General features: G+C 71.7%; 17 protein-coding genes. 16 read left to right on the top strand and 1 reads right to left on the bottom strand.

Annotation, left to right across the window (positions count from 1 at the left end; genetic code table 11):
- The first annotated feature begins 1 nt into the window (after position 1).
- From ACZ4TR_RS15345 to ACZ4TR_RS15295, 11 genes are all read left to right on the top strand, one after another.
- Positions 2-1,279: an NAD(P)/FAD-dependent oxidoreductase gene (locus ACZ4TR_RS15345; RefSeq protein ID WP_465287637.1), complete on the top strand. Its 1,278-nt coding sequence runs from the start codon at positions 2-4 to the stop codon at positions 1,277-1,279.
- Positions 1,273-2,007, top strand: coding sequence for a DUF1365 domain-containing protein (locus tag ACZ4TR_RS15340; RefSeq protein ID WP_465287636.1), 735 nt, complete (start codon positions 1,273-1,275; stop codon positions 2,005-2,007). The genes ACZ4TR_RS15345 and ACZ4TR_RS15340 overlap by 7 nt, the downstream gene beginning before the upstream one ends.
- The gene (gene sigK / locus ACZ4TR_RS15335; RefSeq protein WP_364510877.1) at positions 2,000-2,605 is read left to right on the top strand and encodes an ECF RNA polymerase sigma factor SigK; all 606 of its coding nucleotides are present in this window, start codon (positions 2,000-2,002) and stop codon (positions 2,603-2,605) included. Before ACZ4TR_RS15340 ends, sigK begins: the two co-directional genes overlap by 8 nt.
- The gene (locus ACZ4TR_RS15330; RefSeq protein WP_465287635.1) at positions 2,602-3,372 is read left to right on the top strand and encodes an anti-sigma factor; all 771 of its coding nucleotides are present in this window, start codon (positions 2,602-2,604) and stop codon (positions 3,370-3,372) included. Before sigK ends, ACZ4TR_RS15330 begins: the two co-directional genes overlap by 4 nt.
- A 241-nt stretch (positions 3,373-3,613) precedes the next feature.
- Entirely contained in the window at positions 3,614-4,918 is a 1,305-nt protein-coding gene (gene ftsZ, locus ACZ4TR_RS15325) for a cell division protein FtsZ (RefSeq protein WP_465287634.1), read from the top strand.
- A gap of 83 nt (positions 4,919-5,001) precedes the next feature.
- Positions 5,002-5,706, top strand: a complete 705-nt coding sequence (gene pgeF, locus ACZ4TR_RS15320; RefSeq protein WP_465287633.1) for a peptidoglycan editing factor PgeF — start codon at positions 5,002-5,004, stop codon at positions 5,704-5,706.
- Positions 5,703-6,431, top strand: a complete 729-nt coding sequence (locus tag ACZ4TR_RS15315; protein WP_465287632.1) for a YggS family pyridoxal phosphate-dependent enzyme — start codon at positions 5,703-5,705, stop codon at positions 6,429-6,431. The genes pgeF and ACZ4TR_RS15315 overlap by 4 nt, the downstream gene beginning before the upstream one ends.
- Before the next feature lie 97 nt (positions 6,432-6,528).
- Positions 6,529-7,128 (top strand): cell division protein SepF, encoded by a 600-nt coding sequence (locus ACZ4TR_RS15310; RefSeq protein ID WP_364510889.1) that lies wholly within the window; start codon positions 6,529-6,531, stop codon positions 7,126-7,128.
- A 115-nt stretch (positions 7,129-7,243) separates the two neighbouring features.
- A complete protein-coding gene (locus ACZ4TR_RS15305) occupies positions 7,244-7,519 on the top strand; it encodes a YggT family protein (protein WP_072477845.1) in 276 nt (91 codons plus the stop codon).
- 54 nt (positions 7,520-7,573) lie between these two features.
- Entirely contained in the window at positions 7,574-8,422 is an 849-nt protein-coding gene (gene wag31, locus ACZ4TR_RS15300) for a DivIVA-like cell division protein Wag31 (protein ID WP_364510892.1), read from the top strand.
- A 124-nt stretch (positions 8,423-8,546) separates the two neighbouring features.
- Positions 8,547-9,164, top strand: a complete 618-nt coding sequence (locus ACZ4TR_RS15295) for a hypothetical protein (protein WP_465287631.1) — start codon at positions 8,547-8,549, stop codon at positions 9,162-9,164.
- A 35-nt stretch (positions 9,165-9,199) separates the two neighbouring features.
- Here ACZ4TR_RS15295 and ACZ4TR_RS15290 read toward each other — a convergent pair whose 3' ends face one another.
- Complete coding sequence (locus ACZ4TR_RS15290) at positions 9,200-9,946, bottom strand: ArsR/SmtB family transcription factor (RefSeq protein ID WP_465287630.1); 747 nt, start codon at positions 9,944-9,946, stop codon at positions 9,200-9,202.
- A gap of 65 nt (positions 9,947-10,011) precedes the next feature.
- Here ACZ4TR_RS15290 and ACZ4TR_RS15285 point away from each other — a divergent pair, with 65 nt between their 5' ends.
- The 5 genes from ACZ4TR_RS15285 (at position 10,012) to ACZ4TR_RS15265 (ending at position 18,783) form a co-directional block, all read left to right on the top strand.
- Positions 10,012-11,343, top strand: a complete 1,332-nt coding sequence (locus ACZ4TR_RS15285) for an MFS transporter (RefSeq protein ID WP_465287629.1) — start codon at positions 10,012-10,014, stop codon at positions 11,341-11,343.
- A gap of 239 nt (positions 11,344-11,582) precedes the next feature.
- Positions 11,583-14,750, top strand: a complete 3,168-nt coding sequence (gene ileS / locus ACZ4TR_RS15280) for an isoleucine--tRNA ligase (protein WP_465287628.1) — start codon at positions 11,583-11,585, stop codon at positions 14,748-14,750.
- A gap of 76 nt (positions 14,751-14,826) precedes the next feature.
- On the top strand, positions 14,827-16,449 hold the full coding sequence (locus ACZ4TR_RS15275; RefSeq protein WP_465287627.1) for a penicillin-binding transpeptidase domain-containing protein: 1,623 nt from the start codon (positions 14,827-14,829) through the stop codon (positions 16,447-16,449).
- 76 nt (positions 16,450-16,525) lie between these two features.
- The gene (locus tag ACZ4TR_RS15270) at positions 16,526-17,209 is read left to right on the top strand and encodes an ArsR/SmtB family transcription factor (protein WP_465287626.1); all 684 of its coding nucleotides are present in this window, start codon (positions 16,526-16,528) and stop codon (positions 17,207-17,209) included.
- 95 nt (positions 17,210-17,304) lie between these two features.
- Entirely contained in the window at positions 17,305-18,783 is a 1,479-nt protein-coding gene (locus tag ACZ4TR_RS15265; RefSeq protein ID WP_465287625.1) for a potassium/proton antiporter, read from the top strand.
- Positions 18,784-18,904: the final 121 nt, after the last annotated feature.

The raw sequence follows: 18,904 nt of genomic DNA, 5'->3' as shown, positions 1-18,904 counted from the left end.
TGTGGAGATCACGGGAGAACGCATCGCCGTCATCGGCAGCGGGGTGGCCGGGCTGACGGCGGCATACCTGCTGCAACGCAAGCACGAGGTCCTGCTCTTCGAATCCGACGACCGGCTCGGCGGGCACGCGCACACCCACGACGTGCCCAGCGCCCACGGCGGCACCATCGGCGTGGACTCGGGCTTCATCGTCCACAACGAGCGCACCTACCCGATGCTGCTGAAGCTGTTCGGGGAGCTCGGCGTGCGCACCCGGGACACCGAGATGTCGATGAGCATCCGCTGCGACGGCTGCGGCCTGCAGTACGCCGGCGCCAAGGGGCTGCCGGGGCTGTTCGCCCAGCGCGGCAACCTCGCGCGGCCCCGCTACCTGCGGATGCTCGGCGAGGTGAAGCGGTTCCACCGGCACGCGAAGCGGCTGCTGGACACGGGTGACGCTGATGCCGCGGGTGAAGTCACGCTCGGCGCGTTCCTCGCCATCGGCGGCTACACCCGCTACTTCGTCGACCACTTCATGCTGCCGCTGGTGTCGACGGTCTGGTCCGCCGACCGCAGCGACACCCTGCGCTACCCCGCCCGCTACCTGTTCGAGTTCCTCCACAACCACGGGATGCTGAGCGTCAAGGACTCGCCGTCCTGGCGGACCGTCGTCGGCGGGTCCCGCGAATACGTCGAACGCGCGGCCAAGCAGCTCACCGCGGTCCACCTGTCCACGCCGGTGCGGTCGGTGCTGCGGACCGCCCGCGGCGTGGAGGTCCGGGACGACGCCGACACCCGGCACCGCGTCGACCGGGTCGTCATCGCCACCCACGCCGACCAGGCGCTGTCCCTGCTGGCCAACCCGACCGGCGCCGAGCAGGAGGTGCTCGGGACCTTCCGCTACTCGGCCAACGAAGCCTGGCTGCACACCGACACGAGCGTGCTGCCGTCGCTGCCCGACGCCCGCGCCGGCTGGAACTTCCGGACCCCCGTGTGCGGCGCCCCGACCGGCGCGGTCCAGGTCAGCTACGACATGAACCGCCTGATGCGGCTGGACGAGCCGACCGGGTACGTCGTCACGCTCAACCCCGGGGACGGCCCCGGCAAGCAGGCCCTGGTCGCGAAGATGCGCTACGAGCACCCGGTCTACACCCCGGAAGCCGTTGCGGCGCAACGACGGCTGCCCGAGCTCAACGACGGCGTCCTCGCCTACGCCGGCGCCTACCACGGCTGGGGTTTCCACGAGGACGGCTGTTCTTCGGGCGCCCGCGCCGCCGAGAGCCTCGGAGTCGATTGGTGACGAACGCGCTCTACGACGCCACGGTCGCGCACGTGCGGCGGATCGATCCGCCGCACTCCTTCGCGCACCGCGTGTACCTGTGGCTGGTCGACCTCGACGCGCCGCCGGTGCTGCCGTGGTGGCTGCGGCCGTTCGCCCGGTTCGACCGCCGCGACCACTTCGTCGCCGGCGACCCGCGCGGGATCCGGGAGAAGCTCGACTCGTGGCTCGCCGACCGCGACGTCGACCTGCGCGGCGGCCAGGTCGTCATGCTGGCCGCCGCGCGCGTGCTCGGGTACGTGTTCAACCCGATCAGCGTCTACTGGTGCCACGACCCGGACGGGCGGCTCGAGTGCGTCGTCGCCGAGGTGCACAACACCTACGGCGGCCGCCACGCCTACCTGCTGCGCCCCGACGAGGCGGGCCTCGCCCGGGCGGCCAAGGAGTTCTACGTCTCGCCGTTCCAGGAGATGGACGGCGAATACCGGATGCGCCTGCCCCACCCGGAAGCGCTGCTCGACCTCACGGTCGCGTTGCGCCGCGGGAGTTCCACGCCGCTGGTCGCTACGCTGCGGGGAGTTCGCCGCCCGGTGAACCCGCGGTGGCTGGCCCGGCTCGTGCTGGCCCGGCCGCTGCTCCCGCAGCGGGTGTCCGCGCTGATCCGCCGCCACGGCGTCGCGTTGTGGCTGCGGAAGGCCGCGGTCGTGCCGCGCACGCCGCAGAACGCCGGAGGACAGCTGCATGGATGAGTCGGCCCGCCGGCGCCCGGTGGCACCGGTGCCTTCGGACGCCCCGCCCGCGCCCACCGCCGAAGAGCTCATGGTGCGTGTCGCGAAGGGCGACGAGCGGGCGTTCGAGCTGCTCTACGACCAGTTCGCCGGGCCGATCTTCGGGCTGGTGCGGCGGATCGTGCGCGACTCGGCCCAGTCCGAAGAGGTCGCCCAGGAGGTGCTCGTCGAGCTCTGGCGCACCGCGACGCGGTACGTGCCGGACAAGGGCTCGGCGCTCAACTGGGCGATGACCCTGGCGCACCGCCGCGCGGTCGACCGCGTCCGTTCGGCGCGGGCCAGCACCGAGCGGGAGCAGAAGGCCACCTTCGAAGCCGCCCGCGGCCGGCCGTTCGACGAGGTCGCCGAGTCCGTCACCGCGCGGCTCGAACGCTCCCAGGTGCGCAAGTGCCTGTCCTTCCTGACCGATCTGCAGCGCGAGTCCGTGCTGCTCGCCTACTACCAGGGCTATACGTATCGCGAGGTGGCCGAAGTGCTGTCGACGCCGCAAGGAACCATCAAGACGCGGCTGCGGGACGGCTTGATCCGCCTGCGGGACTGCCTGGGGGTGACCGCGTGAGCACTCCCGAGATGCACACCCTGGCGGGCGCGTACGCGCTCGACGCGGTGTCCGACCTCGAGCGGGCGGAGTTCAGCCGTCACCTCGAGCAGTGCGACTCGTGCGCGCAGGAGGTCGCCGAGCTGCGCGCGACCGCGGCCCGGCTCGGCGTGGCGATGGCCGAGGACCCGCCGCCGGAGTTCAAGGAGCGCGTCCTGGCCGCCATGCACGCCACCCGCCAGCTGCCGCCGCGGACGCGGCCCGGCACGCACGAGCGGTCCCGCCGCTCGGCGCGGGCCCCGCGCTGGGCGGTCGTCGTGGCGGCCGCGGCGGCGGTGGTCGGGCTCGCCGCGGGCGGCGTCTTCGGCGGCATCGCCCTGACCCAGCAGCAGGAGCTGCAGTCCGCGCAGACCCGGCTCGACCAGGCGCGGCAGCGCTACGAGCCGGTGGCGGCGCTGCTGTCGGCCCCCGACGCGAAGACCGTGCACGGCGAGGCGCCCATCGGCGGCGGCGTCACGGTCATCGTCTCGAAGTCGCTGAACCGCGTCATGGTGATGGACACCGGGCTGCCGTCCCAGCCGGGCGGCAAGGTCTACGAGGCCTGGCTGATCACGGGCGGGAACGCGCCGCGCTCGGCCGGGGTGATCGCCGCGTCCGACGACGGCGGCCTGGTCGTGGCCGACGGCGTCGGGCCGGTCGACCAGCTCGCGGTGAGCCTCGAGCAGGCGGGCGGTTCGCCCACCGGTGCACCCACGGACGTGCTGATGAGCATGCCCGCGCCCGCCTGATCCCGCGCCATAGCAGACCGGGCCGGAGCGGTGTTCGCGGCTCCCAGCTCTTGCGCGTTCGAACGTGTTGTGGCAAAACACCTTGCGACACACGGCGTGCCTACTGGATTAGAGCCTGCCTGGTGCCTACCGTCCTGCCTAACGCCGGTAGTTGACATAACTCTCGATCTGCGGTTGAGGTTGAGAGCCGATCACCCGCCGGCGGGCTGTACGGGCACAACGATCAGGAAGGCGGACTTCGATGACGCCCCCGCACAACTACCTTGCGGTGATCAAGGTGGTCGGCATCGGCGGTGGCGGCGTGAACGCCGTGAACCGCATGATCGAGGTCGGCCTCAAGGGTGTCGAGTTCATCGCGGTGAACACCGACGCCCAAGCACTGCTCATGTCCGACGCCGACGTCAAGCTGGACATCGGCCGCGAGCTGACCCGTGGCCTCGGCGCGGGCGCCGCCCCCGAGGTCGGCCAGCGGGCCGCCGAAGACCACCGCGAAGAGATCGAAGAGGTCATCAAGGGCGCCGACATGGTGTTCGTGACGGCCGGTGAAGGCGGCGGCACGGGTACCGGCGGCGCGCCGGTCGTGGCGCAGATCGCCCGCAAGCTGGGCGCGCTGACCATCGGCGTCGTGACCCGCCCGTTCACCTTCGAGGGCAAGCGGCGCGGCAAGCAGGCGGAAGACGGCATCCAGTCGCTGCGCAACGAGTGCGACACGCTCATCGTCATCCCGAACGACCGGCTGCTGCAGCTCGGCGACATCGGCGTGTCCCTGATGGACGCGTTCCGCTCCGCGGACGAGGTGCTGCTGTCCGGTGTCCAGGGCATCACCGACCTGATCACCACGCCGGGGTTGATCAACCTCGACTTCGCCGACGTCAAGAGCGTCATGTCCGGCGCGGGCTCCGCCCTGATGGGGATAGGGAGCGCACGCGGTGAAGGCAGAGCCATCCAGGCCGCCGAGAAGGCGATCAACTCGCCGCTTCTCGAAGCCTCCATGGATGGTGCGCACGGCGCGCTGCTTTCGATCGCGGGTGGTTCGGATCTGGGCCTGTTCGAAATCAACGAAGCCGCGTCGCTGGTGCAGGAGTCCGCGCACCCGGACGCCAACATCATCTTCGGCACGATCATCGACGACTCGCTCGGCGACGAGGTCCGCGTCACGGTGATCGCGGCCGGGTTCGACGCCGGCGCGCCGACGCACAAGAAGCTCGACCCGTCGACGTTCGGCTCCGGCTCGCGCTCGGGCACCACGGCCTCGGCCTCGGCCGGGCAGGTCACGAACCCGCCGACGCCGCCGTCGGGCGCCACCCCGGTGCCGTCGGCCGGCAGCTCCGGCTACCCGGTCGCGCCGCCGCGGTCGCACTCGCCGCTGCCTTCGGCGACGGGCAACCAGCCGTCGGGCGGCCTCCCGCAGCCGGGCGGCGGCTCGCGCGGCTACTCTCCGATCGGCTCCAACGCGACCCAGGGCAGCCTGCCCGGCCGCGCGATGCCGGTGCACGACGACCCGTCGGACGACGAGGTCGACGTCCCGCCGTTCATGCGGCGCTGAAAGACGCAGTGGTCCGTGAAGGCCTCCTTGCCGGCTCTCAAGGCCGGCAAGGAGGCCTTCACGGCTTTTGGGAGGATGGCAGCATGCGGGTTCGGCGAGTGGTCACGACCAGGGCGGGCGGCGCGTCACGGCCGCCGTACGACACGTTCAACCTGGGTGACCACGTCGGCGACGACGAGGGGAACGTCTACGCGAACCGCAAGCGCCTCGCCGCCGAACTGGGCCTGGCCGAGGACAAGCTGGCCTGGATGGAGCAGGTCCACGGCCGCACCGCGACCATTGTGGACGGCTCCGAAACCCGGGCCGCCGAGGCGACCGACGCCCTGGTGACCGCCACCCCGGGCGTCGCGCTCGTGGTGCTGGTCGCCGACTGCGTCCCCGTCCTGCTGGCCGACGCCGAGGCCGGCGTGGTCTCGGCCGTGCACGCCGGGCGCGTCGGGACGCGGGTCGGCGTCGTCCCGGCGGCGGTCGAGGCCATGCGGGAGGCCGGTGCCGAGGTGGGCCGCATCGAGGCGCTGCTCGGCCCCGCCATCTGCGGCGACTGCTACGAGGTCCCGGCCGCCATGGCCGCCGACGTGGAAAAGCACGTCCCGGGCAGCGCGTGCAAGACCCGGCAGGGCACGCCCGGCCTCGACCTGCGCGCCGGGCTCTGGCGGCAGCTCGCCGACCTCGGCGTCGGCAAGATCGGCGTCGACCCGCGGTGCACGAACGAGGACAAGACACTCTTCAGCTACCGCCGCGACGGCACGACCGGGCGGATCGCCGGCCTCACGTGGGTCGAGGCATGACCGATCGCCGGGCCGAGCTGGCCGAGAACCTCGCCGAGGTCGAGGCGCGGATCGCCGCCGCGTGCCGCGCCGCCGGGCGGGCGCGCGACGAGGTCAAGCTGATCGCGATCACCAAGACGTTCCCGGCCGCGGACGCCGCGCTGCTGGCCGACCTCGGGGTGACCGACGTCGGCGAGAACCGCGACCAGGAGGCCGGGCCGAAGGCCGTCGAGGTGGCCGGGCTCCGGCCGGACGCGGCGCTGCGCTGGCACATGGTCGGCCGGCTGCAGCGGAACAAGGCACGGTCCGTGGTCGAGTGGGCACACGAGGTGCAGTCCGTGGACTCGGCCCGGCTCGCCGACGCGCTCGCGAAGGCCGTGCACACCGCGCGTGACGGCGGTAAACGTGAGGAACCCCTCGACGTGCTGATCCAGGCGAGCCTCGACGACGACCCGGAGCGCGGCGGCTGCCCGCTGGCCGAGCTCGGCGCGCTCGCCGAGCGCGTCACTCACACGGGTGAACTGCGGCTTCGCGGCCTGATGGCCGTCGCGCCGCTCGGCACCGACCCGGCGGCCGCCTTCGAACGGCTCGCCCGCGCGGGTGAGCGGCTCCGTGAAGATCACCCGAATGCCGCAGAAGTCTCCGCCGGGATGAGTCATGATCTCGAGCAGGCGATCACGCACGGCTCGACGTGTGTGCGTGTCGGAACCGCGTTGCTCGGCGGACGCGGTTTAGCCTCGCCCTAGGGAGCTCGCGCGGTCGTCACGTTTAGTGGTCGCCCGGGCGGGGCACTGACGGCGTGGAGAAACGTTGGTGCGGGAGCGGCTAGGGCTAGGGAGAGGCATGAGCGCGCTGCAGAAGCTGAAGGCCTACTTCGGGATGGTGCCCGCTGACGACGACGGTTACGAAGTCGAAGACGAATACAGGCGTGGCTATGACGACGACTACGACTCCTACGAGGAGCCGGCACCGCGGTCGTCTCGCTCACGGTACCGCGACGTCGACGACACTTACGACGAGCCCGTCAGCCGCAGCCGGTCACGCTCCGTCGCAGGCTCGGAGCCTGCCGTCCACGGCGCGCTCGCGATGGACCGCCAGCCGGAGCCCGTGGCGCGCCTGCGACCGGTCACCGAGCCGGTCGTGCGCCAGCCGGTGCGTGATCCGTTGAGCCGGATCACCACGCTGCACCCGACCAGTTACGCGGAGGCGCGCGCCATCGGCGAGCACTACCGCGAGGGCATCCCGGTGATCATGAACCTCACCGAGATGGAGAACGCGGACGCCAAGCGGCTGGTCGACTTCGCCGCCGGGCTCGCGTTCGCGCTGCGCGGGTCGATGGACAAGGTCACCAACAAGGTGTTCCTTCTCTCACCGCCCGATGTGGACGTCACCGCGGAAGACCGCCGGCGGATTGCCGAGGGCGGATTATTCTTGCGGGGCTGAAGTCTCGCGGACCGCTGAGCGCAAGCAGACGTGATTTTGTCGACCCGATGCCGCGTCGACCCCCTTAACTGCGTCTTCTCCGAGGACGCCCGGTTAGAGTAGGTACGTGGAAGCTGTGTGGCTGGTCGTCTGGTACGTGCTGTTCGCCTTCTGGCTGCTGCTGACGGCACGGATCGTGATCGAACTCGTCCGGACGTTCGCCCGTGAGTGGCATCCGGCCGGGGGGGTTGCGGTGACGCTCGAGACCATCTACACAGTGACGGACCCGCCGGTTCGTCTGTTCAGACGAATCATTCCGATGGTTCGAATCGGCGGCGTCGGACTGGACTTGTCGATTATGGTGCTGCTGCTGGTTGTGTTCTTCGCGATGCAACTGGCGACTCCAAGTTGATCGGGGAAGAACTTGGATGGACCCTGCAGGCCATGGAGTGCGTGAGGTGATCTGATGTCGTTGACCCCCGCTGACGTGCATAACGTTGCGTTCAGCAAGCCGCCCATCGGCAAGAGGGGCTACAACGAGGACGAGGTGGACGCGTTCCTCGACCTGGTGGAGACCGAGCTGGCCCGCTTGATCGAAGACAACAACGAGCTGCGCCAGCAGATGGAGCAGCTCGACGCCGAGCTCGAGTCGACTCGCAGCGAGCTCGACAGTGCCAAATCTGCGCAGCCCCCGATGCGTGAAGAGCCGTCTCGGCGCCTCGCGCCGGTGCCGCCGCCGCAGTCCGCCATGGAGCAGACCCAGGCGCACTCGATGGTCGGCGACAGCGCCGAGCCGAACGTGCAGGCCGCCAAGGTCCTGGGCCTGGCCCAGGAGATGGCCGACCGGCTGACCGCCGAGGCGAAGACCGAGTCCGACGGGATGCTGGCCGAGGCCCGCACCAAGTCCGAGCAGCTGCTCTCGGACGCCCGGGCGAAGTCCGACTCGATGGTCAACGAGGCGCGTACCCGCGTCGACACGATGCTGAACGACGCGCGGACCCGGGCCGAGACGCTGGAGCGCCAGGCGCGCGACAAGGCGACGACGCTGGAGCGCGAGTCGCAGCGCAAGTACACCGAGACGATGAACAGCCTCAACGCCGAGAAGGGCGGGCTGGGCAAGAAGATCGAAGAGCTGCGCACGATCGAGCGGGAGTACCGCACGCGGTTGCGCGGGTTCCTCGAGTCCCAGCTGCGTGAGCTCGACGACCGCGGCTCCGCGGCCCCGGCGTCGGCATCGTCGAACTCCGGGCAGTCGTCCGGTTCGTCGAGCGGCGGCCAGGGCTACTCGTTCGGCCCGCGCGCCGAAGCGGGCTGAGTCTTCTCCGGATCCCACCCCGCCGGCAGTGAGCCGGTGGGGTGGGCCACGGTTCGGAGTCGTTCCGGTACCGCACGTGGGCGGGTCATCGGACGATCTTGCCTGGTTCGTGCTGTAATTCAGCGTGCTTTACATCGTGCTGGTCCTGGTACTGGCGGCTCTGGGGTTGCTCGTCTCCGCGCTCATCACTGCTTCTTCACTGTGGGCGTGGGTGTCCATCGGCCTTTCGGTGCTGGCCGGGCTGATCCTGGTCGCCGACTGGCTGCGCCGTCGGCGTCGCGCCTCGGCACCTGCTGAGCCCGAGAAGCCGGCCTCCGGGAAACCTGCCTCCGAAGAGCCGGTTCCGTCGGCGGAGGTGCCTCCCGCGGAGGAAAAGCCGGCCGAGGAGGAGCAGACCGTCCTCATCCCGGCCGCCGGTGACCTGGGGGACCCGGCCGACACGCCGGAACCCGAACCTGAACCCGAGAAGACCGTGGTGGCGGAAGCTCCGGCCGAAACCGCGAACGACACCGAGTCCGATCCGGGTGAGGAAGAGACGTCGGACGCCGACATCGCCGTCCTGGCCGACCTCGAGGACGAGGTCGTGGTCGTGGACGAGCACCCGCGCTACCACCTGACGACCTGCGTCTGGCTCGGCACCCGCGACACGATCCCCATCGGCGTCGGCGAGGCGCGTCAACTCGGCTTCACCCCCTGTGACCGTTGCCGCCCCGACGCGAACCTGGTCGCCGTCCACCGCTGATCGACGACACGCGAGCGCGGCGCGACGACACGCCGTCAGGCGGCGAGGTCCGCGAGGCCCAGATGGGTGCCGAGCGCCCGCGCACCCTCCGGCGTCAGCTTCACCGCGCGATGCGCCCGCCCGCGCCGCCGCACCCAGCCCGCCTCGATGAACCGCGTCGCCACGGCCGCGCCCAGCGCGCCCGCCAGGTGGTGGCGCTGCTCGCTCCAGTCCAGGCAGAACTTCAGCAGGGGACGGCGGCCGGCCGCGGCCGCGTCGAGATCCACGCCCAGCGAGCCGAACACGGCGGTCGCGTGCGGACCCAGCGTGTACGGGTGTTCGCGCACCGGAGCCGAAATCCGGTCACCCGGCCGCCGTCGCGTGTCGGAGGCTCCGGACAGCGCACCCCGTGCGAGCAACGCCGACGTGACCGCCACCCCGAGCCGGCCGGCCAGGTGGTCGTAACAAGTCCGCGCCGTGCGCAGCGCCTCCGCGCGCGTCCCCTCGCGCAGCGAAGTCACCGGTTGTGCCGGCGAGAACCGCGCCAGCGTCTCCATCAGCTCGGCCGGGTCCGGGCCGGCCAGCCGGTAGAACCGGTGCCGCCCCGACTTCTCGGCGACCACCAGGCCCGCGTCCCGCAGCCTCGCCAGGTGCGCGCTGACCCCCTGCGCGGACAGCCGGGCTTCGGCCGCCAGCACGGACGCCGCCAGCGCCCGGCCGTCGGCGAGCGCGAGCAGCACCCGGACCCGCGCCGGGTCCGCGAACAGCGCCGCGGTGCGGGCGATGTCGGCGTCGCCTTCCATGTCTCCAGGATGCCCCCGGCACACTTCCACCGCGACGGAAGCGTCCCCGCGGTCCACTGGGGACCATGCGTTCCGCCCTCCTCGTCACCATGTGCGCCGGCATGTTCCTCGTGCAGCTGGACGTCACGGTCGTCAACGTCGCCCTGCCCGCCCTCGGCGCGGACCTGGGCGGCGGCCTCGCGGCACAGCAGTGGGTGGTGGACGGCTACGCGGTCGTCCTGGCCGCGTCGCTGCTCACCGGCGGCGCGCTCGGCGACGTCTTCGGCCACCGCCGGGTCGTCCTCGCGGGCTTCGCGATCTTCGGCGCGGCGTCGGCGGCGTGCGGGTTCGCCGGGTCGGCGCCGTGGCTCGTCGCCGCGCGCGCCGGGCAAGGTCTCGGTGCGGCACTGCTGCTGCCCGGCACGCTCGCCGTCATCACGAACGCCTACCCGGGACACGCCGAGCGCGCCCGAGCCCTCGGCGTCTGGGCCGGGGTGTCGGCGCTGGCGCTCGCGGCGGGCCCGGTGCTCGGCGGCGCGGTCGTCTCCGCGGCGGGCTGGCGGCCGGTGTTCTGGCTCAACGTCCCGATCGTGCTCGCGGCCGCACTCGTGACCCGGCGGCTCGTGCCCCGCGGCGACCGCGCGCCCGGCCGGCGGGTCGACGTCGCCGGTGTCGCCACCGCCGCGCCCGCCCTCGGCGCCGGCGTCTACGCGGTCATCGGCGGCAGCGTGCCCGCCGCGGTGGTGGCGCTCATCGCGCTGACGGCGTTCGTGGCCGTGGAGCGGCGTTGCCCGGACCCGATGCTGCCTCTCGACATCTCGCGGCGGACGGCGGGCGCGAACTTCGTCGCGGCGGCGATGAACTTCGTCGGCATCGGCGCGATCCTCGTGCTGACGCTGTACCTGCAGGGGGTGCGCCACGCCTCGCCGTTGACCGCGGGGCTCGAGGTGCTGCCGTTGTTCGGGCCGCTTTCGGTGCTGGCGCCGGTGGCGGGCCGGCTGACCGGCCGCTTCGGGCCACGCCCGCTGATGGTCACCGGACTCGCCCTGGGCGCCCTCGGCATGCTGAACCTGGTGCTGCTCAACGGGAACAGCGGCTACGCGGCCCTCCTGCCGACGCTGCTCGGGCTCGGCGCCGGGATGGGCCTGCTGACGACGGCGGTGGTGACGGCCGCGGTCGGCGGCATCCCGCCGGAACGCGCGGGCGTCGCCAGCGGCATCAACAACACCGCCCGCCAGGCCGGCGGCGCGCTCGGCGTCGCGGTGCTCGGCGCGGTCGCCGGCGAGCCCGGCAGCCGGTTCCTCGACGGGCTGCACCGGGCCGGCCTGATCGCGGGGGCGTTGTGGCTGCTGGCGATCGGCGTGACCCTCGCCGGCGTACGTGCCCCTCGTGACAACCGGGTTGCGCGGGCCGGTTAACCTGGTAACCAGCAAGGCGTCGATCCGGCCATCACCGGGGAGCCTCCGGAAGAACCGAGCTTCACCGCTCTCAGTAGAACCGGACGGGTGCGGCCCGTGACAGCCGCCGAACGAGCGGCCCGGGAGCACGTGCCGGGCAAGCGGGGTGGTACCGCGGTGCGCCGCCAGGCGTTTCGTCCCCGTGTGGACGACCGGGAGCCGGTCGTCCGTACGAGAGCGACGAACCGAGGAGCACCGGGATGTACCCCCAGGCCCAACTCGACGACGGCGCGGGAGTTCCGTCGCAGCCGTCCTTCCCCGAGCTGGAGAAGCAGGTCCTCGCCTACTGGGAGACGGACCGGACGTTCCAGGCGACCATCGACGCGCGCCCGGCCGGCGAGCACGGTGACAACGAGTACGTCTTCTACGACGGCCCGCCGTTCGCCAACGGCCTGCCGCACTACGGCCACCTCCTCACCGGGTACGTCAAGGACCTGGTGCCGCGCTACCAGACGATGAAGGGCCGCAAGGTCGAGCGCCGCTTCGGCTGGGACACCCACGGCCTGCCGGCCGAGCTCGAGGCGATGCGCCAGCTCGGGATCACCGAGACGTCCGAGATCGAAGAGATGGGCATCGCGAAGTTCAACGAGGCTTCGCGCGAGTCCGTCCTGCGCTACACCGACGAGTGGCGCGACTACGTCACCCGCCAGGCCCGCTGGGTCGACTTCGACAACGACTACAAGACACTCGACGTCAGCTACATGGAGTCGGTGCTCTGGGCGTTCAAGCGGTTGTGGGACAAGGGACTCGTCTACGAGGGCTACCGCGTCCTGCCCTACTGCTGGCGCGACGCGACGCCGCTGTCCAACCACGAGCTGGGCATGGACGCCGACGTCTACCGCAACCGGCAGGACCCGGCCGTCACGGTCGGCTTCCGGTTGCAGGACAACGGGAACGAGCTCGACGGCACCTACCTGCTGATCTGGACGACGACGCCGTGGACGCTGCCGTCGAACCTCGCCACCGCCGTGCACCCCGACGTGCGGTACGTCGTCGTGGAGAGCGAGGACCTGCCCGGCAAGCGGTTCCTGCTCGCCGAAGCGCGCGTCGCCGCGTACGCGCGTGAACTCGGCGAGGAGCCGACGGTCGTCGCGCACTACACCGGCGCGCAGCTGCTCGGAACCCGTTACGCACCCCCGTTCCCGTACTTCACCGGCACCGAGAACGCGCACCGCGTGCTCTCGGCCGACTACGTCACCACCGACGACGGCACCGGTGTCGTGCACATCGCGCCCGCCTACGGTGAAGAGGACAAGGCCGTCACCGACGCCGCCGGCATCCCGCCGGTCACGCCGGTCGACGCGCACGGCAAGTTCGACGCGACCGTGCCGGACTACGAGGGCCAGCAGGTCTTCGACGCGAACCCGAACATCGTCCGCGACCTCAAGAACGGCACGGGATCGGCCGGGCAGCAGGGTGCCGTGCTGCTGCGGCACGAGACCTACGACCACTCCTACCCGCACTGCTGGCGCTGCCGGAACCCGCTGATCTACCGCGCGGTGTCGTCGTGGTTCGTCGCGGTGACGCAGTTCAAGGACCGGATGGTCGAGCTGAACCAGCAGATCACCTGGTACCCGGAGAACGTCAAGGACGGCCAGTTCGGCAAGTGGCTGGAGAACGCGCGCGACTGGTCGGTCTCGCGCAACCGCTACTGGGGCACGCCGATCCCGGTGTGGCAGTCCGACGACCCGGCGTACCCGCGCACCGACGTCTACGGCTCGCTCGACGAGCTGGAGGCCGACTTCGGCGTCCGGCTGGACAACCTGCACCGGCCCTACATCGACGAGCTGACCCGGCCGAACCCGGACGACCCGACCGGGAACTCGACCATGCGCCGCGTCCCGGACGTCCTCGACGTCTGGTTCGACTCGGGCTCGATGCCGTATGCCCAGGTGCACTACCCGTTCGAGAACGCCGACTGGTTCGAGCACCACTACCCGAGCGACTTCATCGTCGAGTACATCGGGCAGACCCGCGGCTGGTTCTACCTGCTGCACGTGCTCGCGACGGCGCTGTTCGACCGGCCGGCGTTCCGCACCTGCGTCTCGCACGGCATCGTGCTGGGCTCCGACGGCGCGAAGATGTCCAAGTCGCTGCGCAACTACCCGGACGTCAACGAGGTCTTCGAGCGCGACGGCTCCGACGCCATGCGCTGGTACCTGATGGCCAGCCCGATCCTGCGCGGCGGCAACCTCGTCGTCACCGACAAGGGCATCCGCGACGCCGTCCGCCAGGCCGTGCTGCCGCTGTGGAACTCGTACTACTTCCTCGCGCTCTACGCGAACGCGGAAGGCGTGGAAGGCCAGTGGCGCACGGATTCGGCGAACGTGCTCGACCGGTACGTCCTGGCGAAGACGCACGAGCTCGTCACCGACGTCGAGTCCGCGATGGACCACTACGACGTCGCGGGCGCGTGCCAGACCGTGCGGGACTTCCTCGAGGTCCTCACGAACTGGTACGTGCGGCGCTCCCGGGACCGCTTCTGGGCCGGCGACCAGGACGCGATCGACACGCTGCACACCGTCCTGGAGGTGACTTCGCGGGTCGCGGCGCCGCTGCTGCCGCTGACCACCGAGGTCGTCTGGCGCGGCCTCACCGGCGGCCGCTCGGTGCACCTCACCGACTGGCCGAACGCGCTCGACCTGCCCGCGGACGCGGCGCTGGTCACCGCGATGGACCGGGTGCGGCAGGTCGCGTCGTCGGCGCTGTCGCTGCGCAAGAGCAACAAGCTGCGCGTGCGGCTGCCGCTGTCGTCGCTGGTCGTGGCGGCCGGCGACGCCGAGTCGATGGCGCCGTTCGCCGACATCCTGCGCGACGAGGTGAACGTCAAGGCGGTCGAGCTGACCACCGACGTCGCCGCGCACGGCGGGTTCGAGGTCGCGGTCAACGCGCGGGCGGCCGGCCCGCGCCTGGGCAAGGACGTCCAGACCGTGATCAAGGCCGTCAAGGCGGGCGACTGGTCGCTGCAGGGTGACACGGTCGTCGCGGCCGGGATCGCCCTGCAGGAGGGCGAGTTCGAGCGGCGGCTGGTCGCCAAGGGCGGCGGCGCGGCGGCGGAGCTGCCCGGCGGCTCGGGGCTGGTCCTGATCGACACCGAGGTGACGCCGGAACTGGCGGCCGAAGGCCTGGTCCGCGACCTGGTCCGGGTCGTGCAGCAGGCGCGCCGCGACGCCGGGCTGGACGTCGCCGACCGGATCGCGCTGACCGCCGACGCCCCTTCCGAGGTCGTCGAGGCGGCCCGGACGCACGAGGAGTTCCTGGCCTCGGAGACGCTGGCGACGTCGGTGACCCACGGTCCGGTGGCCGAGGGCTTCGCCGGCACGGTCGGCGACGGCACCAAGGTGACCGTTTCGGTAGCAAAAGCCTGACCGGCTGTCGTAGGTGGCCGGTAAGATCGGCCGGCCACCTACGGCGGTGGCGTTCCTTGGGGGAGGGGTACGCGAAATGAGTCCGGGCAAGAGACGGGGCATCCTGATCGGCGGCGCGCTGCTGGTCGTCGTGGTCGTGGTGGCAGCGTTCTTCGTGCTGAGCGGCGGGGATGCGGCACCGACGGCGGAAGCCGGGGCCACGAGCGTCGAGAAGCCGGGTGCCATCGACCCGCACACGGCGATCACCGAGTACCTGCAGGACCTGGCCGAGAACAACACCGACGCCGCGAGCCGGCTGACCGACGCCGCCCCGGCGGCCGCGGTGGCCCTGCGCGACGCCCGCAACACGCTGAACCCGTCGTCGCTGGCGGCCAAGCTGACCGTCCTGCAGCCGACCCCGGCCGGGGGGACGCAGACCGGCGGCACGTTCAGCCTCGCGTGGACGCTGAAGCCGGGCCAGGTCTGGACCTACGACGTCCCGTTCCAGCTGGCCCAGGCCGGCGGGAAGTGGCTCGTGCACTGGGCGCCGTCGCTGCTGCACCCGAAGCTGGAGGCGGGCCAGCGGCTGGTGATCAGCACGGCCGTGCAGGACACGACGGCCGTCGCCGACCGCGACGGCAAGCCGCTGCTGATCAGCGGGGCCGGCGGCCTGCGCGCGGTCGAAGGCGACCCGGCGCCGCTGCTGCGGTCGGCGCTCGGCGGGCAGGTCACGGCGGCGGCGGGGGGCGGCTTCGCCGTCCAGCGGGTCGACATCGGCGGCAAGAACGTGGAGACGCTGTTCGGGAAGGCTGACGGCGAGGCGAAGACGCTGACGTCGAGCCTGAGCCTGACCGCGCAGAAGTCCGCGCAGGCCGCGGTGGACGGCTTCAAAGGCTCGGCCATGATGGTCGCGCTCGACACCGGTTCGGGCGACATCCTGGCCGTCGCGCAGAACGCGGCTGCCGGAGACACACCGAAGGCGCTGCACGGCCTGTACGAGCCGGGCTCGTCGTTCAAGATCGCGACGTCGGTCGCCGCGATCCAGCAGAGCGGCCTGAACGCGGGGTCGCCGGTCGACTGCCCCGGCGTCGCGACCGTCGGGACGCGGACGGTCAAGAACGAGGGCTTCGAGCTGGGCGCGACGAACCTGCAGACGGCGTTCGCCCGGTCGTGCAACACGACGTTCGGGCAGCTGGCGCTGGACCTGCCGGCCGACGGGCTGAAGAAGGCGGCCGACGAGCTGGGCCTCAACGCCGACTACGAGATCCCCGGGATCGACACCGAGCTGGGCAAGGTCGAGCCCGCGGCGAGCAAGGACGAGCAGGTCGAGGACGGGTTCGGCCAGGGCCGGATCCAGGCCAGCTGCCTCGGCGGCGCGCTGATGGCCGCCACGGTCGCGTCCGGCAAGGCGATCACGCCGCGGCTGTGGCACGACCTCGAGACCACGGTCGTCAAGGGGTACTCGCCGCCGCCGGCGGCGGCGCTCGGCCAGGTGCGGAAGATGATGCGCGCCGTGGTCACCAGCGGCACGGGCCGCGGTGCGGCGGGCGCGGGCGACGTGTTCGGCAAGACGGGCACGGCCCAGTTCGGCGATGGCTCCGACGCCACCGGCTGGTTCGTCGGGTACCGCGGCAACGTGGCGTTCGCGGTGCTCCTGGAGGACTCGAACGACTCGGGCCCGGCGGTCGCCGTGGCCGCGAATTTCCTCAAAGCCCTCTGACCCGGACGGCACTTTCACGTGAAAGTGCCGCGATGCTTCGGCCGCGGGCGAAGGGTGGCCGCCGTACCGTGGTCGCATGGAGACGATCGCTCTCGCCGAGGTCGCCGCGGTGCTCGCCGATCCGAGCCGCGCCACCATGTGCCTCGTCCTGCTGGACGGGCGGGCGTGGACCGTCGGCGAACTGGCCAAGGCGGCCGGGATCGCGCTCTCCACGGCCAGTGAGCACGTCACCCGGCTGGTCGACGCCGGGTTCGTCGCCCGGGTCAAGCAGGGCCGGGCCAGCTACGTCCGGATCGCCGACCCGCGCGTCGCCGAACTGATCGAACACCTCGCCCAGCACGCCGAGCACCGGCCGGTGACCGGGCTGAAGTCGTCGCTCCGGGTGAAGCGGCTCGGGTTCGCCCGGACCTGCTACGACCACCTCGCCGGCGTGCTCGGCGTCGCCCTCCGCGACGGCATGCTCGCCACCGGCCTGATCGACGCCGACGGCGGGCTGGCGCTGACCGGCCGCGGCCGCGAGGTGCTGGCCGGGCTCGGCGTGCCGGCCGGGACCGGGCGGCGGTCGCCGCTGCGCGACTGTCTGGATTGGACGGAGCGGCGCGACCACCTCGCCGGAGCAGTGCCCGCGGCGCTGCTCGAACGAGCGGTGAGCGCCGGCTGGGTCGGCCGCGACGGGCATCGCGCGGTGAAGGTGTTTCCGGCGGCGGAGAAGCCGTTCGCCGCGCTCGGTGTCGACCTCGCCGCGCTCGGTGGGCCTTAACACACCACGCCCTCGGCGCGCGGCAGCGGTACACGAACGAGTTAACCCGGTCGCTTCACTATTCTGAGGGCCCACGGCACTCGGAGGGAGGCGGCATGGACCAGCTTCCCGTGCTGCTCGGCGTCGGCGGTGCCGTGCTGCTCGCCTCCGTGCTCGCCGTGCGCGTGTCGATCCGGCTGGGCCTGCCTTCGCTGCTGCTCTACCTGGCGATCGGCGTGCTGCTGGGCGAAGCCGGCTTCGGCATCCGGTTCGACAACCCCGAGCTGACCCAGTCACTCGGCCTCGCCGCGCTCGTCATGATCCTCGCCGAAGGCGGCCTGACGACCCGCTGGTCGGCCGTGAAACCCGCACTGGGCATCGGGATCGCACTGTCCACTGTGTCCGTCGTGGTGAGCGTCGCGGTGACCGGCGCCGCCCTGCACTGGCTGCTGGGCCTCGACTGGCGGTTCGCGCTGCTGTGGGGCGCGGTGCTCGCGTCGACCGACGCCGCCGCGGTGTTCTCGGTGCTGCGCTCGGCCGGGATCGGCAAACGGCTCACCGGAGCGCTGGAACTCGAGTCGGGCATCAACGACGCACCGGCGTACATCGCCGTCGTCGTGCTGGCCGAAGGCGCCACTGTGGACTGGACGCTGCCGCTGCTGGTGGTCTACGAACTCGGGGCGGGCCTGGCGATCGGGCTCGGCTTCGGCTGGCTCGGCGGGATCGCGCTGCGCCGGGCCGCGCTGCCGGCGACCGGGCTCTACCCGCTCGCCACGGTCGCGGTGTGCGTCGTGGCGTACTCGTCCGGGCAGCTGCTGCACGCGTCCGGGCTGCTCGCCACCTACGTCGCCGCGCTGGTGCTCGGCAATTCGCGGCTGCCGCACCGCTCGGACACGCTGTCGTTCGCCGAAGGGCTCGGCTGGCTGGCGCAGATCGGGCTGTTCGTGCTGCTCGGCCTGTTCGCCTCGCCGAGCCGGCTGCTCGAGGCGGTGGTGCCGGGCCTGGTGGCGGGGGGTGTGGTGCTGCTGCTGGCCCGGCCGATCTCGGTCGTGCTGGCGATGCTGCCGTTCCGGCTGCCGTGGCGGGAACAGGCGTTCCTGTCCTGGGCCGGGCTCCGCGGCGCGGTGCCGATCGTGCTCGCGATGATCCCGCTGTCCCAGGGGCTGCCGGGCGCGCAACGGCTGGTCGACGCGGTGTTCGTGCTGGTCATCGTGCTGACGTTGCTTCAGGGCGCGACGCTGGGGCCGCTCGGGCGGTGGCTGGGCCTCGCGAAGAAGTCCGAGGCGCACGAGATCGATGTCGACTCCGCGCCGCTGGACGAGCTGGGCGCCGAACTGCTGCAGGTCCGCATCCAGCCCGGGTCGAAGCTGCACGGCGTGTACCTGTCCGAGCTGCGGCTGCCGGTCGGCGCGACGGTCAGCCTGGTCGTGCGCGAAGGCGCCGGCTTCACGCCGCAGAAGACCAGCCGGCTCCAGGAGCACGACCAGTTGCTGGTCGTCACGACGAGCGGGGTCCGCGACACCGTCGAGCGCCGGCTCCGCGCGGTGGACCGGGCTGGTCGCTTGGCCCGCTGGAAGGGCGAGTCGGGCCGCTAGCGGGTTCCGGCTTTCTCGGGTCGTCCGGCGTTCCTCACTAAATCTCACACGATCTTCCCTTCGTTCCCTCTTTTGGCTTACTGTGCGCTCCATTCTCTAGTTCGAATGGGTGAATGACGAG

Source organism: Amycolatopsis sp. NPDC028719, assembly GCF_055565395.1.
Note: the sequence above shows the minus strand (reverse complement) of the source record. Positions and strands in the feature narration are given on the sequence as shown.

Excerpts from the sequence above, each read along its gene's own strand:
- ileS (WP_465287628.1), top strand. The coding sequence starts at position 11,583 with ATGTACCCCCAGGCCCAACTCGACGACGGCGCGGGAGTTCCGTCGCAG.
- ACZ4TR_RS15285 (WP_465287629.1), top strand. The coding sequence starts at position 10,012 with ATGCGTTCCGCCCTCCTCGTCACCATGTGCGCCGGCATGTTCCTCGTG.
- pgeF (WP_465287633.1), top strand. The coding sequence starts at position 5,002 with ATGCGGGTTCGGCGAGTGGTCACGACCAGGGCGGGCGGCGCGTCACGG.
- ACZ4TR_RS15270 (WP_465287626.1), top strand. The coding sequence starts at position 16,526 with ATGGAGACGATCGCTCTCGCCGAGGTCGCCGCGGTGCTCGCCGATCCG.
- ftsZ (WP_465287634.1), top strand. The coding sequence starts at position 3,614 with ATGACGCCCCCGCACAACTACCTTGCGGTGATCAAGGTGGTCGGCATC.
- ACZ4TR_RS15290 (WP_465287630.1), bottom strand. The coding sequence starts at position 9,946 with ATGGAAGGCGACGCCGACATCGCCCGCACCGCGGCGCTGTTCGCGGAC.
- ACZ4TR_RS15310 (WP_364510889.1), top strand. The coding sequence starts at position 6,529 with ATGAGCGCGCTGCAGAAGCTGAAGGCCTACTTCGGGATGGTGCCCGCT.
- ACZ4TR_RS15275 (WP_465287627.1), top strand. The coding sequence starts at position 14,827 with ATGAGTCCGGGCAAGAGACGGGGCATCCTGATCGGCGGCGCGCTGCTG.
- sigK (WP_364510877.1), top strand. The coding sequence starts at position 2,000 with ATGGATGAGTCGGCCCGCCGGCGCCCGGTGGCACCGGTGCCTTCGGAC.
- ACZ4TR_RS15315 (WP_465287632.1), top strand. The coding sequence starts at position 5,703 with ATGACCGATCGCCGGGCCGAGCTGGCCGAGAACCTCGCCGAGGTCGAG.
- wag31 (WP_364510892.1), top strand. The coding sequence starts at position 7,574 with ATGTCGTTGACCCCCGCTGACGTGCATAACGTTGCGTTCAGCAAGCCG.
- ACZ4TR_RS15265 (WP_465287625.1), top strand. The coding sequence starts at position 17,305 with ATGGACCAGCTTCCCGTGCTGCTCGGCGTCGGCGGTGCCGTGCTGCTC.